Annotated in this window: 16 protein-coding genes; 13 read left to right on the top strand and 3 right to left on the bottom strand. The window is 48.4% G+C overall.

Going from position 1 to position 17378, the window contains the following annotated elements:
* Positions 1-8: 8 nt before the first annotated feature.
* Positions 9-1808 (bottom strand): B12-binding domain-containing radical SAM protein, encoded by a 1800-nt coding sequence (locus Mcas_RS03595; RefSeq protein WP_040334116.1) that lies wholly within the window; start codon positions 1806-1808, stop codon positions 9-11.
* A gap of 295 nt (positions 1809-2103) precedes the next feature.
* On the opposite strand from Mcas_RS03595, the gene Mcas_RS03590 reads away from it, so the two are divergent.
* The 5 genes from Mcas_RS03590 (at position 2104) to Mcas_RS03570 (ending at position 6706) form a co-directional block, all read left to right on the top strand.
* Entirely contained in the window at positions 2104-3057 is a 954-nt protein-coding gene (locus tag Mcas_RS03590; RefSeq protein ID WP_040334115.1) for an RpnC/YadD family protein, read from the top strand.
* Positions 3058-3385: 328 nt separating this feature from the next.
* The gene (locus tag Mcas_RS03585) at positions 3386-3997 is read left to right on the top strand and encodes a hypothetical protein (RefSeq protein WP_162176247.1); all 612 of its coding nucleotides are present in this window, start codon (positions 3386-3388) and stop codon (positions 3995-3997) included.
* A 153-nt stretch (positions 3998-4150) separates the two neighbouring features.
* Positions 4151-5068 carry an RpnC/YadD family protein gene (locus Mcas_RS03580; RefSeq protein ID WP_040334114.1) on the top strand — a complete coding sequence of 306 codons (918 nt, stop codon included), beginning with the start codon at positions 4151-4153 and terminating at the stop codon, positions 5066-5068.
* Positions 5034-5525 carry a hypothetical protein gene (locus tag Mcas_RS03575; RefSeq protein WP_040334113.1) on the top strand — a complete coding sequence of 164 codons (492 nt, stop codon included), beginning with the start codon at positions 5034-5036 and terminating at the stop codon, positions 5523-5525. Before Mcas_RS03580 ends, Mcas_RS03575 begins: the two co-directional genes overlap by 35 nt.
* Positions 5526-5671: 146 nt before the next feature.
* Entirely contained in the window at positions 5672-6706 is a 1035-nt protein-coding gene (locus tag Mcas_RS03570; RefSeq protein WP_040334112.1) for a M28 family peptidase, read from the top strand.
* Positions 6707-6792: 86 nt separating this feature from the next.
* On the opposite strand, the gene Mcas_RS03565 is transcribed toward Mcas_RS03570, so the two are convergent.
* On the bottom strand, positions 6793-7812 hold the full coding sequence (locus Mcas_RS03565) for an MBL fold metallo-hydrolase (protein ID WP_040334111.1): 1020 nt from the start codon (positions 7810-7812) through the stop codon (positions 6793-6795).
* A 134-nt stretch (positions 7813-7946) separates the two neighbouring features.
* Between Mcas_RS03565 and Mcas_RS03560 the strand changes: the two genes are divergently transcribed.
* The 4 genes from Mcas_RS03560 (at position 7947) to Mcas_RS03545 (ending at position 13319) form a co-directional block, all read left to right on the top strand.
* Positions 7947-8705: a hypothetical protein gene (locus Mcas_RS03560; protein ID WP_040334110.1), complete on the top strand. Its 759-nt coding sequence runs from the start codon at positions 7947-7949 to the stop codon at positions 8703-8705.
* Between the two features lie 94 nt (positions 8706-8799).
* Positions 8800-9582, top strand: a complete 783-nt coding sequence (locus Mcas_RS17995; RefSeq protein ID WP_052566818.1) for an OmpA family protein — start codon at positions 8800-8802, stop codon at positions 9580-9582.
* A 192-nt stretch (positions 9583-9774) separates the two neighbouring features.
* Entirely contained in the window at positions 9775-11010 is a 1236-nt protein-coding gene (locus Mcas_RS03550) for a cyclic di-GMP phosphodiesterase (protein WP_162176246.1), read from the top strand.
* Complete coding sequence (locus Mcas_RS03545) at positions 11007-13319, top strand: ATP-binding protein (RefSeq protein ID WP_040334108.1); 2313 nt, start codon at positions 11007-11009, stop codon at positions 13317-13319. Before Mcas_RS03550 ends, Mcas_RS03545 begins: the two co-directional genes overlap by 4 nt.
* A 215-nt stretch (positions 13320-13534) precedes the next feature.
* Here the strand turns inward: Mcas_RS03545 and Mcas_RS16190 are convergent, their stop codons facing one another.
* Positions 13535-13984, bottom strand: a complete 450-nt coding sequence (locus Mcas_RS16190; protein WP_052566817.1) for an HU family DNA-binding protein — start codon at positions 13982-13984, stop codon at positions 13535-13537.
* 266 nt (positions 13985-14250) lie between these two features.
* Here Mcas_RS16190 and Mcas_RS03535 point away from each other — a divergent pair, with 266 nt between their 5' ends.
* From Mcas_RS03535 to Mcas_RS03520, 4 genes are all read left to right on the top strand, one after another.
* Positions 14251-14595: a DUF5666 domain-containing protein gene (locus tag Mcas_RS03535; protein WP_040334107.1), complete on the top strand. Its 345-nt coding sequence runs from the start codon at positions 14251-14253 to the stop codon at positions 14593-14595.
* A gap of 70 nt (positions 14596-14665) precedes the next feature.
* A complete protein-coding gene (locus Mcas_RS03530; protein ID WP_052566816.1) occupies positions 14666-15298 on the top strand; it encodes a cytochrome b/b6 domain-containing protein in 633 nt (210 codons plus the stop codon).
* On the top strand, positions 15295-15969 hold the full coding sequence (locus Mcas_RS03525; protein ID WP_040334106.1) for a response regulator: 675 nt from the start codon (positions 15295-15297) through the stop codon (positions 15967-15969). The genes Mcas_RS03530 and Mcas_RS03525 overlap by 4 nt, the downstream gene beginning before the upstream one ends.
* The gene (locus tag Mcas_RS03520; protein WP_040334105.1) at positions 15966-17375 is read left to right on the top strand and encodes a sensor histidine kinase; all 1410 of its coding nucleotides are present in this window, start codon (positions 15966-15968) and stop codon (positions 17373-17375) included. Before Mcas_RS03525 ends, Mcas_RS03520 begins: the two co-directional genes overlap by 4 nt.
* The last annotated feature ends 3 nt before the right edge of the window (positions 17376-17378 follow it).

Raw genomic sequence — 17378 nt, 5'->3', positions numbered from 1 at the left:
TTACTTTTTTATCTGACGATGCTACCGTTGTTTCCGACTCCTGCGACGATCGTAGCGCCGGCCAGGAGGGCGACCCTCTCCACTTCGTCGTAGCCGCTGCCGTTTGGATTGCTGTATGGGATCACCACGCCGGCAAACTGATACCTCTGCCGGAGGTTGACGGCAAAATCGTACAGCAGTTCGTACCTGAAGTCAGCCGTGTTGCTAAAGACGTGCATCCGTTGGGGGGCAATCAAACCGGCAAAGACACCGGCAAACCGCTCATGTAGCATGAGATGCACCTCGTAAGGCATGTCGTTGAGTTGTCGCAGCAACTCCTGCGTCAACGTATACGTGGCGCTCTGGAGCAACAACACCCGTGCCCCGGGGGACAACCGTGCGCCTAACCTGTCCCTGAAGGCCGCCCTGAATTCCCCGCCGAACTGCCCGGCCTTTGCCCTGCCCCAACGCTGGTAGGCGAGCGTCACAAACCGTTCAAGTGCTTCGGCGCTGAAGTGGTTCGTGCGTGCCACGGCAGTCTTTGAGCCATCGTAGCGGTCCCAGTCATGCGTGGTGATCCAGCCCCTGTCCTTATACATTTCATACATCCTGGTGCCGGGAAACGGCGTGGCTATCGAAAACTGTACAGAGTCCGCCACCAGACTGCACGCCAGGTCTATCGTGCGCTCGATCCCCTCAACCGTATCGCTGGGAAGGCCAAACGTAAAGGTCAGATGCACCTTTATGTCGATCTCCTTTGTGAATCGGACAATCTCCCTGACCCTGTCCAGGTCCAGACGTTTTCCGATCTCATCCAGCACCGTCTGGTCTGCCGACTCCACCCCGTACTTGAGGCTGTACAGGCCGGCGTCCTTGAGGGCAATCAGCATCTGCTCATCCATCAGGTCGGCCCTGGCCATGATCCCCCAGGGGATGCCCGACAATCCATGCTCCCTGATCAGGCGGGCCATCTCAAGGACGTGTTGGCGGTTGACATTGAATGTGTCGTCATCTATGTAGAAGCTCCGGTATGGATGCCTGTCAACGTTTGCGGCTATTTCGTTCACCACGTCAGCGGCAGGACGCCTGCGGTACTTGTTGCTGTGGTAGATTACCTGTGGCCAGACGCAAAAAATGCACTCAAACGGACAACCCCGCGTTGAGGTTATCTGTAGTTGTGGACGCTGAAGCCCACATACACCATCGTAGTAGTTGTCAAGTGGTAAACCCTCGCGGTGAGGCCAGGGGAGGTCCTTTAAGTCTGTCAGTGCACCGGCGGGGGTTTTCAGCACACCATCTCCCAGGCGACAGAGCAGATTGTCAAGCCCCTCCGGTGATCGTGCGTCACGGATGGCAATGAGCAACTCGTTTACCGGCACTTCGTACTCACCATAGACGGCGTAGTCTATCTCCGGATGGTCTGACAGAAACCCCTCCTGTTGCAGTTCAAAGTGGCTTCCACAGAAAATGACAATCGCCTGTGGCAGGATGGCCTTTATGGTCCGGGCAACCCCGAGGTCGTTTCGCAGGCTGGGCGTTGAGGTTTCGATGACAACAGCCCGGGGGGTAAACCCCTCCACGTAACGGTAAAATACGTCATAGCCCTCACCCATTGCGATGCTGTCTCTTATGACGGCCTCAAACCCGCTCCTGGCAGACAGCGCACAGGCGGTTGCAAGAAATATCGGAAACGGCATGTATCCGCCGACCATATCCTCCCCGTAGCAGGGCAGCGTGTGGGGCCAGCGGGACCCCGCCCGTATCCCGCGCCATCCCCTGCCAGTGGCATCCCGCTCGTGCCACGGGACGTTGGCAAACAGCACCCGCATCAATGCTCCCTCATGTGCAGGATGAAAATATCACTTTTCATTTAATCTTATGGTATCACAGCATAGTATGTTTTGCAAGCAACAAGTGGAACTATTTTTCTCCGGGGGGTACTGTTTACATGCAGGGTAATAGCATGTAACCGGAGGCTCCCTTCTTTTCTTTGACGAAGCACCCACAAGTGTATCCTCATTGTATACACATTTTTATTACCACTTGTTATCCACCAAAAATTTATGCACCCCAAGTCTTTTGGTTGCTTTCAATTTTTTAATGCCATGCGTTATAATATATCATATGGATACTACACCACCAGGCGGTTACGATAAGCTCATCAAGGAGCTGATAGAGGAAATAGAGCAGCCTCTGATAGAGAATGTATTGGGAATCAAGGCCGATAAAATTACCAGACTGAACCCCCTGATGCAGTTGACGGACGAACGTGAGACTGATTTCCTGGCCAGGGTGGACTGTGCCAACACCGACTCCTTCATTGCACACGCAGAGATTCAGAGCACAAATGACCCCAAAATGCTTAAGAGAATGATGCGGTACTTTATTCACATATATTCGTTGTACGAGTTGAGAGTAAAGCAGTACGTCATATTTATCGGCAAAGACAAGATGAATATGAAAACTCGGTTAAACCTGCCGGAGATGCGCTACAAGTACAGGTTGATCGATATGAGGAATATCAGGTGCGAACAATTTCTGTATTCGGGTGTACCAGGGAAAATTATCATCGCTATATTATGCAATATGGGCGGGCGCGATGAGAGGGAACTTGTACGACAGATTTTAGGTGAGCTGATGAAGGTCGCTAAAGGACTGGAACTGTCAAGAAGTATAAGGACATTAGAGATGCTCTCAAGATTGAGAGACATGCAAAAAATCGTGATAGAGGAGATTGGAAAAATGTCACTTGCATACGATTTACCAATAGAAAAGGACCTGAGATTCATACAAGGTAAGCAAGAGGGTAAGCAAGAGGGTAAGAAAGAGGGTAAGAAAGAGGGTAAGAAAGAGGGTATACAGGAAGGTATAGAGAAGGGTATACAGAAGGGTTTGGAAAGTGGCCGTGTGGAAGGCATGCAAGATACGATAGAACTGTTGTTAAGGGCCAGATTTGGTGAAGAAGGCTTATCGTTTATGCCGAAGATCAGAGGCTATGGAGATACGTCAAGGCTCCGCTCAATAACGGAGGCGTTGATAAAGGCTCAGGACATCAGGGAGATTGAGGGACTGCTTTGACCTACTCCGGTTACAAATGTTAGCAGCGAGGTTTAAAGCTTGCTTTAAAAGGAGGAGGTTATTATGCGTTAGGGCATTGTGAGGATATGGTGTTATGTTGCGAGTTTGAGTAATTTGGATTGCGACATTGGTACCCCTTGGCATTAGTCGTGGGAATAAGCAGTTTCATTAAGGAATACAAGAGCCTTTGGTAGTATATGTATGTAGCAACTATGAAAAAACTTGAAACGACACAAACAAATGAATACATCGGGACAGAAAGAAATATACAGGACTCCGTGGCCGACGAACTTCCCGGATATTGCAATCCATACAACAGTAGAAGAGCGTGATGCTCATACATGCTATAAGGCCGGCAAAACAGGCGATTGTGCAGCGGCCTATCAGCATCCCCGATGTAATGGCACAGGAAATTGCCGGCAGACTCAATCTGGAGTTTGATGGATACTCGATATTCCAGTCAAATAAGGTTGGGCATACCCGTGCCAGAGCGATGCACCGGATAGTAACACCCGCAATATTTACAGGACATGTGTGCAAAGGAGCCGATTATGTTATAATAGATGATCATGTAGGGTTGGGTGGAACTATTGCCAACCTTCGCGGTTATATTGAGTGCAATGGTGGGTGTGTTATAGCCGTATCCACGTTAACTGAAAGTCGGGATGGCCGGAAGCTGGCATTGAGGCCGGAAACACTTGAAGCATTGGAGAAAAAACATGGACAAGAACTTGATGAATTTTGGCGAGGTAGTTTCGGACATGCAATTGCAACCCTTACCGAAGCCGAAGGGGGCAATCTCTTACGTCAATCATCCTTTGACGTCATCCGAGCTCGAATGGCTAAGGCAGCAGAGCAAGCACGCGGGCGAGGTCTTTCGACTGTTGAAATCGGCAGAGACGAAACCCAATCGTCCGTAGAGCCAAGTCAATTGGTATAACACAAAAACAGGTATGGTCTACATCTACCTCATAGACACGGACGGCTCAATCCGGGATTCCGGTTCACTCGTAATGGTTGGAGACCTAAATATGCGCCCTGTTTTTTTTGGGTAGCTTTTAATTTTTAATGCCATGCGTTATAATAGATAGATATGGATACTACACCACCAGGCAGTTACGATAAGCTCATCAAGGAGCTGATGGAAGAGATAGAGCAGCCTCTGATAGAGAATGTCTTGGGGATCAAGGCCGATAAAATTACCAGGCTGAACCCCCTGATGCAGTTGACGGACGAACGTGAGACTGATTTCCTGGCCAGGGTGGACTCCGCCAACACCGACTCCTTCATTGCACACGCAGAGTTTCAGAGCACAAATGACCCCAAAATGCTTAAGAGGATGATGCGGTACTTTATTCACATATATTCGTTGTACGAGTTGAGAGTAAAGCAGTACGTCATATTTATCGGCAAAGACAATATGAATATGAAAACTCGGTTAAACTTGCCGGAGATGCGCTACAAGTACAGGTTGATCGATATGAGGAATATCAAGTGCGAACAATTTCTGTATTCCGGTGTACCGGGGAAAATTATCATCGCTATATTATGCAACATGGGTGGGCGCGATGAGAGGGAACTTGTAAGACAGATTTTAGGTGAGCTGATGAAGGTCGCTAAAGGACTGGAACTGTCAAGAAGTATAAGGACATTAGAGATGCTCTCAAGATTGAGAGACATGCAAAAAATCGTGATAGAGGAGATTGGAAAAATGTCACTTGCATACGATTTACCAATAGAAAAGGACCTGAGATTCATACAAGGTAAGCAAGAGGGTAAGAAAGAGGGTAAGAAAGAGGGTAAGAAAGAGGGTAAGAAAGAGGGTAAGAAAGAGGGTATACAGGAAGGTATAGAGAAGGGTATACAGAAGGGTTTGGAAAGTGGCCGTGTGGAAGGCATGCAAGATACGATAGAACTGTTGTTAAGGGCCAGATTTGGTGAAGAAGGCTTATCGTTTATGCCGAAGATCAGAGGCTATGGAGATACGTCAAGGCTCCGAGATTTTAGGTGAGCTGATGAAGGTCGCTAAAGGACTGGAACTGTCAAGAAGTATAAGGACATTAGAGATGCTCTCAAGATTGAGAGACATGCAAAAAATCGTGATAGAGGAGATTGGAAAAATGTCACTTGCATACGATTTACCAATAGAAAAGGACCTGAGATTCATACAAGGTAAGCAAGAGGGTAAGAAAGAGGGTAAGAAAGAGGGTAAGAAAGAGGGTAAGAAAGAGGGTAAGAAAGAGGGTATACAGGAAGGTATAGAGAAGGGTATACAGAAGGGTTTGGAAAGTGGCCGTGTGGAAGGCATGCAAGATACGATAGAACTGTTGTTAAGGGCCAGATTTGGTGAAGAAGGCTTATCGTTTATGCCGAAGATCAGAGGCTATGGAGATACGTCAAGGCTCCGCTCAATAACGGAGGCGTTGATAAAGGCTCAGGACATCAGGGAGATTGAGGGATTGCTTTGACCTCCTCCGGTTACACTAAATGTTAGCAGTTTTTTTATGCGCCCTTGCAATCAGCACCCTGGATATTTTCCTCTTTAATTAAGTTATACTGTTATGGTTGAAAACCCCTGTACTTCAACGAAAACTCTAAGCGAGAAGGGACGATTATGAAGGCATTACCGGCACACAAGGGGGCATTGTACCCGGTTGTTAAGCGATGGGGAGCGTTCTTTATCACAGTCTCTCTGGTTGTCATTTATATGGTCCATATGCCCGGGAAGTCGTACCACGGGGCATTTGAGCCTCCGACGGTACAAGAGCAGGCGTTGTCTGAGCGCCTGAGGACTCACGTTACCGTGCTGGCCGGTGACATCGGAGAGCGGAACCCGTCAAACTACAAAAAGCTACAGGCTGCCGCTGAGTACATAAAACATGTGGCGGCAGAGATCGGCCAAAACACCAGATTAAAGGTCTCCTCGCACGGATATCTATCTGACGGCAAATCCGTAGAAAACATCGAAATCGAGCTGAAAGGCAGCAATCCTAAAGAGGCCGAAAAGATCATTGTCATCGGTGCACACTACGACTCGGCGCTTTTTGCAAAGGGTGCCAATGACAACGCATCAGGGGTTGCCGCAGTGCTTGAAATCGCACGCATCATGGCAGATAAGAATCCGGCGAAAACGGTCAGATTCGTCTTCTTTGTCAACCACGAGCTGCCCTACTTCCAGACCGATAAGATGGGCAGCCTGGTCTATGCCACTGCTGCAAAACAACGGGGCGACAAGATCATTGCCATGCTTTCCCTGGAGACAATCGGCTGTTACACGGACAAACCCGGCAGCCAAAACTACCCTTTTCCATTTAGCTTGCTCTACCCCTCAACCGGTAACTTTATAGCGTTCGTGAGCAACTTCCAATCAAGCACGCTCCTGCGCAGGTCAATCAAGCTGTTGCGTCAGGACACAAGGTTCCCCTCGGAGGGCGTTATAGCCCCCGGCAAGGTGCAGGGCATTGACTGGTCTGACCACTGGGCCTTCTGGCAAATGGGATATCGGGCCATTATGATTACCGATACCGCCCTCTTCCGCTACGAACACTACCACCTGCTGACAGATACTCCCGATAAGCTGGACTACGAAAGGTTGTCACGAGTCGTACTGGGAATATCTAGCATGGTTTCAGGTCTGGTCGGGCAATGACGGTGTGACAGACAACGGCGCCTGTCCCAATCTCGGCGCTTGTCCCAATCGCTCCACCGGGCACCTATCGCTTGAGTTAAGTTTTGTTACACCTCATAGACGTTGTAATCCCTCACGAGACAGATGTCCTCTTCGGTGAGCTTGAGGTCGCTTGCCGTTAGCTTGTACGTGTTCAAGAACTCTTCGTTTGTCTTTATCTTGTTGATGGCGACAGCGGCCTCCTGGAGGATTATTTCTTTGAGGTGCTTGTCCGTGCTTCTGGGGTCGTGGTGCGTGAAACCGATCTTTTTGACCTTGCAGGCAATGCCCTGTTTGATGCTGCCATGGGGGGTGCCATGTCCATAGCCCGCCGTGGAGGTCTGGTATCTCTGATTGTCGTATTGAGAGTCTATGATAAGCAGGTCGGCATTGGCAAAGTGTTCTCTCAGTTCTGCAGAGATGGCTGCCACGTCCTCGTGGTCAGTGGCTATGACGGCAACCTTGCCCGTTGGATTCTCCTCGAATCGGTAACTTATGCAGTTGGCATTGCCGTGGTTGGTTCTGGCCATCTTGATCACCAGACATTCACTCAACAGATACTTGTTTTTGCTGAGGGATACCTGCACGTTCTTCTTTATAATATTCTTGTAGTCATCCAGGCCTATCATCGTAAAGCCCCCGATGGGATGAACCACGATTACGCAGACATCATAGTGTGACAACGTAACGAACCTCATCTTGTGTGATATTTTTTTTGCATCCACGGGAAAATACGGACGATTAAACAGATACTTGATCATGCTCTCAGGGCCGTGTCCGTTATCCATCGGGCCGTAGATGGTCATCGGTATCCTGTCAATGAACGTCGGCGGACTGAGCGTCAGCCCCACGATGTGGTCCCAGTGAAAGTGCGTCAACATGATGTAGTAGTTAAGCCCACTGGCTACTTCGCTGAGGTAGTTCCATCCCGCCGGAACAAACCCCGTGCCGGCATCAACAAACAACCTCGCCCCCCTGGGCAAACACTCGGACATGATCTCAAAACACGTCGTATTGCCTCCAGCCTCTACACTGTCAACGTTGGATATCGCTATGCTACCCCGTGTGCCCCAGGCCTTAACTATCATGCCTCTGTCTCCATATCTCGATTATCATTACATAATATAATACCCTACTTTATTATTTTGTTGCCATCTTTTTTTATTCACTAATTTCATGTCTTTGTATTATAATTGGAGATATGGAAAAAACTGTGAGATAAATGAGAGATTATCCCGACGAAACAATAATAGACGATACGCCGTATAGGTTTGAAAAAGTGCTAAAAGAGGACTTCTTTTCGATAAATCTCCTCTACCGCAGCCAACGCAATACACGTTATGTCCTGAAACTCTCCGACTTCCGATTCATCTTAGGTGGATTGTTGCGTCCGCTGGCCTCGTTCTTCTCGCTCAGGGAGTATAAGATATACCAGCAAGTGGCCGATATTGAGGGTATACCGCCCCTGGGACCACGTTATGGCAGGCGCGGATACTTTCACCTCTACGTCGATGGCCAGGTGCTGCATGAGTTCAAGGGCAAGTTGCCCGAGGACTTCTTCACTCGCTTAAAGGGCATCATCGAAGAGGTGCACCACAGACGCATCTTCTACCTCGACCTCAATAAGCTGGGCAACATCATTGTGGGCAACGACGGGCTGCCGTACCTGATAGACTTCCAGGTAAGCATCCATTTCAAGCAACGCAGAGGCATCACAGGCTATATTACCGATAAGATATTCACCGCACTTATCAGGGAGGATATATACCACCTCTATAAGCACAAACGGCGCTTTCAACCGGAACTGATGACACCCCCGGAACTTGAACTGGCCAAACGAACGGGCTTTAACAAGTGGTACAATCGCCTCTTTGGCCATCCCTATCGTAAGGTCAAACGCCTCATATATCCATCGGGGAGTAACGAAATAATCTGGTACAAGTGGAAAAAGATTAAAGACAAAGATAAAAACATTCCGTAGGAAATAAAATACCCCTCTTGACAAAAAGATGCCATTTTACGTAATATATAGTCAAAGTATTAGTATACTTAAGAACATAAGGAGGTAATTTGTAATGAAACAAAGTATTAAGTTTAGGAGGCTTCTCTTACTGATGCTGCTGGTGTCTATAGCGGCGCTTTATGGGTGCGCCGGTATGGAGTTTGCCCCCAAGAGGGCCATGTGGTACTACCACAAGGAATTGCCTGAGGCAGACAGGGCAGTAGAGGCAGCAAGGACAGCCGGTAAGGATAAGCAGTGCCCCGAGGAATTTAAGGCAGCAGAAAAAATGCGTGACGATGCCTATGATGTCTACTGGGCGTGTCGCACGGCTGAGGGTATAGATAAGGCAAAGAAGGCAACAGATATGGCCAAGGCCCTTTGTCCGACACCACCACCACCGCCCCCGCCACCAACCCCGGCTCCTACACCAACGCCTGAGGCAAAGGCTGTGCCAACGCCGGCTCCCACACCAACCCCTAAAAAGGTCGAATGTGACAAGGAAATCGCCGTTATTAAGATCGTCAATTTTGACTTCGATAAGTATAGCATAAAGATGGCGTACAAAAAAGAACTCCATATGGCAGCCGAAATAGTCAAGAAATACCCCAAGGCGGTAATAAACGTTGACGGTCATACCTGCAGCATCGGTACGGACAAGTACAACATGGGCCTATCTGTCAGAAGGGCTAATGCCGTCAAGGAGTTTCTCGTCAAACACGGCGGCGTAGATGTCACAAAGATTGCCATACATGGTTATGGTGAGAGTCGTCCGGCGTTCCCTAACAAGACAAAAGATGGCAGGATGAAGAACAGACGCGCTGAAATCCATATCATGCAAAAGCAAGAATGTAAGTAAAAGAGTATCAGGACCAGGGGGATATGGCGACATATTCCCCTTTTTTTTTAATCCTGTATCGATGTGATTTTCATGTTGTATAAATCAGGTAACCGATGTTACACCGTCATTGTTTTTTGCACAATCCTTTCATTTTTTGTTATAATCAATCTTGGTAAAAAAGTTATAGAGGTGCTTATGAGAAAAAGGATTTTGACAGAGGATTTAGCTATAGGGATGTTTATAGACGGCATGGATGCCTCATGGTTTAAGACACCGTTTTTGAAACACCACTTTCTTATAAAGACGACTGAACAGATAGAGAAGATAAAGGAGACGGGAATAGAGTATGTTTTTATAGATACAGATAAGGGTGCTGATATTATGAGCAAGGCCCCGGGTAAACCATCAAAGGGTAGTGTCTCCGGCGGTGGAGAATCCGGCGTGGGTGTCGTGCCGGATCAAGGCCATGCGGCTACACAAGAAGAGCAGTTTAAGAACTACGTTAAGATGAAGGAAGAACTCATGAGTGTTGACAGTTCGAGTCTTTTTAGTGGCAGCATGATAGACTTCAGCTTGTATATAAAGAATGGCCTTACCATAAAGCCGCTTGTGCAGTACAAGGGCAGGGAAATACTGTTAAACGATGAGATGGTAAGCCCTGTCAACGAACTGTTGATAGAAAAGAAAGATACCCCAAAGTTTAAAGGGTATATCAAATGTGCGATAAAGGGAGGAGTTGGAGGCCTTAATCCCCAACAGATCAAAAATATAGCCGTAAAGGAGAATGCCAAGATCATTGTCCAGGAGCTTCTTAGCAATCCTGGCAATAGCGAAAAGGTACAGGAGTGCAGGGATGCCGTTGAGGGTATCATGTCTGCCATTATGGACAGCAAGGGGTTTATAACAAATCTGTTGACAATAAATAAGAACGACTATTATACCTATACGCACTCGGTCAACATAAGTGTGTTTTCAGTGGCCACAGCTATAGCGGCTGGTGTTGTCTCAGAGGGTGAGCTTTTTGGCATTGGTCTGGGTTGTCTGTTGCACGATATAGGCAAGACCACCATTCCACCTGAAATACTCAATAAGCCGGAGGAGCGTCTCACCGATTTTGAGATCAAACTGCTGCGGGAACACGTCATTGAGGGTGCCAACATCCTCAAGCTGTACAAGGGGGTCCCGGAGTGGACACTATATCCGGTACTGGAACACCACGAAAACATAGCCGGCACCGGTTATCCCAATGGTCTTAACGCAGAGACTATGCACGTTGCCGGTAAGATTACCTCCATTACAAACTACTACGACATGTTGACTACCTCCCGTCCGTTTTTTGAGGCCCTGACACCTTTTGAAGCCCTATCCTACATACGTAACAGCAGTCAGGAATATGACCTGGACATCTTTAAAGAGTTCATCAAGATACTTGGCAAGACTCAATGAGACTGCCGCGTAAAAAGAAAATGCGTCTCAAAGGTCGGTTGACTATCCTCACTGTTATGCCGCACGTGCTTGCAATTGTCATAGTTCTGCTCACCATTGTTGATGTTGCGATAGCTCATAAGTACCTGATCATCCTGTTGGCAGTGATACTGTTGAGTTTGACACTGTCGATGCTGGCACTAAAGAGGGTCATGAGGCCCTTTGGCGAGTTAGTTATAAGCGCCAGGGAGATTTCGCAGAGTGAGTTTAAGCGGTCCATTGACAAGGATGCCGAAGATGACCTGGAGAGTCTCAGCAAAGTCTTTACCGATCTGATAAAGAGTTTTCAGCAGTATAGAAACGAAATGGAGCGTGGTTCCTCCGAGCTCTCTGACGTCAATCGCCAGATGTTAAGCGAAATCGTTCAGCGCAAGAGAACCGAGAAACGATTACACTACCTGGTTGAATTCATCAAGATAATCACGCACCTGTCCTCCACCTTTATAATGATCTCTTCCACTGAGGTTATGGATTGGCTCCACCGTGCCCTTCAGGCAATAGGGGAGGTGCTGGGAGCAGACAGGGGCTACATCGTTATATTTAACCAGGGCAGAACAGAAGTTGCAGACGTCTTTGAGTGGCAGCACACGCCACAGTCCGAGGCAGTGATGAAGGACATTGATATGCCATCGCTGCACCGGTTGTCGTGGTTGATGGGCAGGCTTGAGAAGGTTGAAAACGTATACGTGGAAAACACAGCCGACATGCCGGAGGAGGCAGTGGCTGAGAGTGAGTTCTTCGCCAATAAATCGATCTATTCTTTTGTAGCCGTGCCGATGGTCTATGGTAATAACCTGGTAGGATTGCTGGGATTTGATTCCGTGGCCGGGCAAAAGTCGTGGGCCGATGACATCATTGCCCTTGTGAGGGTGGGTGGAGAGATTTTTGTAAACGCCCTGGAGCGTGCCCGAAACGACCGTGAACTCTTTAAGTATCGCAGCCACCTCGAAGACCTCGTCAATCAACGAACCCGGGAGCTTACCACTACAAACGAAATGCTGATACAAGAGGTGGCAGATCGTAAGGAGGCCGAAGATGAAGCCAGAAAAGCCAAAGAGATCGCCGAAGAAGCCAACCATGCCAAGAGCGTCTTCCTGACCAATATGACCCATGAACTACGCACCCCCCTTAACGGCGTCCTTGGCATTACCGACCTCATGCTCAATACGCAGTTGGCAAGTCAGCAGCAGGAGTACCTTGAACTTATTAAAAATGCCTCCAGCAGTCTCCTGTCTCTGTTAAACACCATCATAGATTTCTCCAATACTGAAACAGGCTCCATGCAGTTGAATGACTCCGGCTTCAACCTCTCTGACACCGTCAACTCCGCCCTTAAGCCACTGATACGTCAGGCGGAAAAGGCCGGTATCAAACTGACCTCAACCATCGCTGCAGATATCCCCGATATGCTTATCGGCGACCATGATATGCTCAAAAACGTACTGACATATATTATAGAAAACTCAATAAAGTTCACCCAAAAGGGACAGGTATCTCTGGCTATCATTCCGGCACTGTATGACCTGTCCAGTCGTACCCCTGTTGTTAGCTCTATGCACCCCGTCGATGTCAAGGACAATGCACGTGGCAAGTGGCTCCACGGCGTCGGTTTCGACGACGACTCCAAATACGGATATGTGATGCTGCATGTTTCCGTACGCGACACCGGCATTGGCATTGCCACCGACAAGTTGCGCGTTATCTTTGACAGCTTTACACAGGTGGATGGCTCAATGACGCGCAAGTATGGGGGGATGGGGCTGGGATTGGCTATAGCAAAGCGCCTGGTAAACATGATGAGCGGTGAAATATGGGTAGACAGTGTCCTGGGTAAGGGCAGTCTGTTTCAATTTACCGTGTGGCTTAAGTCAAGCGATGTCTGCTTGCCGGGTGTCGCAATTCCGCCACAGTTAGAAATACAAGAGCCTCCATGGGTAACTTCTACGGCAGAGGACGGTGATAAGCAATCAAACCTTGATCAGTGGGCTGTCTTTATAGATAACTATGCCATAGAACTGGAAAATCTTAAAAATGCTATCGAACAAAACGACCATATAGCCGTCGAAAGATGTGCCCACGCCTTGAAGGACATGTTTGCACAGGCAGGGGTAACACCACTGAAAACCGAAGCATTCAGGATAGAGCTGGCATCAAGGAAAAAGGACATGGTCAAAGTGGAAACCGCCTTTAACAACCTCAAAGATGGCTATGCCACAGCCTTGCACTCTGCCTCATACCACGACTATATTCATAAAACAACGGCAGAGTGAGGCAGCATCCCCTCCACCACAGGGCAATCACACTTGACCGTAAGAAAAAAAAGGGGCGGTTTGTGGCAGGGGTGCCCCACCCCCTCCGCTTCTTGGCGCTCCAGGTCGCACCTGGCCCCCTTCAGAACCCCCTGCAAGGGGGCCAGCCCCCTTGACCCCATCCTGCGCAACCTTAGACTGCTACCTGTGATTTTTATGACTTGCTACTTGTTCATTTAGCCTTGTGCCTGTGATTGCTCTTCTTTGACCATGTTATCGACTAACTCTTCAAGGTCTTTGCCCATTTTAAAGCCCACCGATTTCCTTGCTGGTACGTTTATGGGTTCACCCGTTCTGGGGTTACGTGCCTTTCTTGGTTTATGGTCCTTGATGACAAAGGAGCCAAACCCTCTGATTGTGAACTTGTTGTTTTCCGTCAGCGCCTTTTTAGCAAGGTCGGTAAATATCTCTATCGTCTCTTTCTGTGTTGTCCTGTCTCTTCTTGATTCATCGATTGATGACTCTTCCTTACCGATAAGGTCGTCCTTGACTGTTTCTGATGTTTTTGCTATATCTTGATTACCGTATCTTAGATCGATTCTGCCGCCTTCTTGTTTTTTTGCATCCTCTATTGCTATTGATATTCCTTTGACAAGAATACCTGCAAAGTCAAGAAATGTTCCCATATATACCTCCATTGTTGTTCCTTATTGTGGATTTGTATTTGCCAAATATCAATATTGATATCATTAGGTTAATTTTATAGAAAATTGAAACAAAAAATCAATAGTTTTTTTACTGTGCAAAAAAAATTATTACTGTTTTCTATATTAACTGCAACACAAATATCTGACATTTTAATCTCTCCTTAATGTTTCATCTGTTATGATATATCTAAAGAACATATGGAGGGGTAGTTACCCCTGTTCTTAAAGGTTATCAGGAGGTAGTTATGAGAAGGTTACAGACAGTGTTTTTAATTTTGGTGGTGGTTGTTGCCGTGGTGGCTGGCAATGCCTATGCCGGCGGTAGGGAAGAACGCGAGCAACACGATAAGCATCACAACGAACAAGGACGCCATGGTAAGATATATGGTGTGATTGAGGAGATGCCTAAGGAGTCTGTCGGCACCTGGACCGTGGGCAAGAGGAAAGTGGTTGTTACCGACAATACGCACATCAAGGAAAAACACGGCAAGGCCATAGTTGGTGCATACGTGGAGGTTGAGGGAGGCTATGACGGTGATACGTTTGTTGCGGATGAAATAGAGGTGAAAAGAGCCAGAAACCGAAGCTGACCCCACAGGGGGTTGGGGATTCCCCAATCCCCCTTATATGTTATATAATTTGAGAGTCAGGAGAAAAGCAATGAAACAGAGTAGTGGAGTAACGGGCAATAAAAGTCTTGGATTTCCGGCAATCCTTATCCACCTTGGGCTTGTCGTATTTGGTATATCTGCGTTACTTACCGGGGAGCTTGCAGATGATGACAACGAGATGCAGTATACGGGGTTTGACCTTCATATGTGGCTGGGAATTGGTGTTACCGTTTTTGTAGCGCTGCGCTTGGTGATGGGACTGCTGGGGCCGTCAAATATGCGTTTTTCCAGGTGGGTGCCTTACACCCGGGCCAGGCTCAGGGCTGTATGGGAGGATATAGCGGGACTGATGAGGTTTCGTCTGCCGCATCGTCCCACACATCAGGGACTGGCGGGAGTTGTCCAGACATTTGGGATACTGGCCTTTTCGTGGATGGCGCTAACCGGTACGGCGATGATATTTTTCACGGAGTCGGAAAGGGGGACGGCACACATGGCAGAGGAGAGCCATGAGGTCGGCCTTGCACTCATTGCCGTGTTTCTCTCCCTGCACGTGGGGGCCGTGATTATGAATACCTTGTGCGGGCGTCACGTATGGAAAAAAATGTTGTTTCTCAAGGAAGACACTGATAATAACGTAATCCCCCTGGGCAAAAGACAAACTGAGGGGCTTAACGGATGAAGGTCCTCATAGTGGAAGACGAAAAACACCTGGGAAGTATCCTCAGAAAGGGACTACAGGAACACTCCTTTAGAGTTGACCTGGCCGTTGATGGACAAGAGGGACTGTACATGGCAGAAACCTATCCCTATGACGTCATGATCCTTGACCTGATGCTTCCAAAGGTGGATGGTCTGACCATTTTGAGTACCATACGGGCAAAGCATATCGATACACCCGTTATCGTACTTACGGCACGGGCGGAGGTGGACGATAAGATAAAGGGGCTGGACGTTGGCGCCGACGATTACATTGCAAAGCCGTTTAATTTTTCCGAATTATTGGCCAGGCTCAGGGCGCTCCTGCGCAGAAGCAAGGGGGTGCCCTCTGCCCTGCTTACAATTGCCGACATGACGATAGATACAAATGCACGAACGGTCAGCAGAGGCGGTGCAATAATTGGTCTGACGTCGGGTGAGTACAATCTCCTGCAGTACCTGGCGCTGAACAAAAACAGGGTCATCGGCAGGGCTGAACTGGTCGATCACCTCTATGATTCCGATGACGACCGTGACAGCAACGTCATAGACGTCTACATCAACTATCTCAGGAATAAGATAGACAAGGGGTTCGACAGGAAACTGATACACACTGTCCGGGGGACGGGCTATGTGCTAAGGGATACCCCGTGAGTGTGCTGAGGTCTATAAAGGGGCGGTTGTTTCTCTGGCTGTTGTCTCTGACGTCGGGGCTGATAATGGCTATCAGTGCCTTCCTGTACTATGAAATCAAGGAGATCATCTTCCAGGCCATCGATAAAACCCTCCATTCCAAGCTACAGATAATAATCGGTCTCCTGCATGAAGAACACGGCACCATAGAACTGGAACTGTCAGAAGTCATAGCCGGGGAGTATTCCATACCACGCTCGGGACACTACTACAAGGTGATAATGGACAATCGCATCCTGGCGGTCTCTCACTCCCTGGTAGATGCCGACTTTGACCTGACCTCCACAAACATAGCGATTCAGGATAATAGACGCAATGAGATAATCTACACGTCCGTGGGGCCTAACGGTGAACCAATCAGGGTCTTGCAACAGCAGACAGTCTTGCTCAACAGACACTTTAACATATTTGCGGCGGAGGATATCTCTTCAACTCTGGCGATGATACAGGCGTTTAGGAATCTCTTGTTCGCCCTGCTCCCTGCCGGAGCTGTGTTTATATGCGCCGTTGGCATTCTTATTGTGAGGGCTGCCCTTATGCCCATAGATGCGTTTTCGTCGAGGCTCAACACGATAACCCATCAGACCCTGTCGCAGCGCCTTGACACAGGCAAAGAGGTCAGAGAGTTAACGGGCCTTGCGGGTTCCTTTAATGCGATGCTTGATCGGTTGCAGGGCGTCTTTGAGAGTGAAAAGCGGTTGGTTTCTGATGCCTCGCACGGACTCAAGACGCCCATTTCGGTGATCAAGACCCACTGTGAGGTGTTGTGTCAGCGTCAGAGGTCGGCAGGGGAGTACGTAGAGGCTTTGGAGACAATCAAGTCCGTTGCCGATGCCATGGACAGGCTTGTGAAGAACCTCCTCTGTCTTGCGCGCCTTGACTCCGGCATCCTGACGGTTGCGGATTTCAGACCGGTACGTCTGAGCGATTGTATAGAAAGCGCCATAGAAATGGCAATGTCCCTGGCGAAAGAAAAAAACATAAGCATCAGCAACTCCATATCAGGCGACATTAGCATCCCGGCAGACAGGGACAGATTGACAGAGGCCATTTTAAACCTGATAACAAACGCCATCGTGTATAACAAAGACGGCGGCCTTGTGGGGCTATCGTCCGTTGTGGAAGGTGGCATGGTCAAAGTGCGTATTACAGATACGGGTATTGGCATCAATGGGGCTGATATCCGGAACATCTTCAATCGGTTCTATCGTTGCGACAACCACGCAGTGTCCGATGGCAGCGGTCTTGGCCTGAGCATCGTGAAGTCAATAATTCAGGCCCACGGCGGGTACATCGACGTTGACAGCGAAATTGACAAGGGGAGTTGTTTTACGGTCGCATTGCCTGCAACAGAGAGGATTCGTTAAAAA

It is taken from the genome of Candidatus Magnetobacterium casense (genome assembly GCF_000714715.1).
Taxonomy (GTDB): Bacteria; Nitrospirota; Thermodesulfovibrionia; order Thermodesulfovibrionales; family Magnetobacteriaceae; genus Magnetobacterium; species Magnetobacterium casense.
This window is presented reverse-complemented; position numbering and strand designations above follow the sequence as displayed.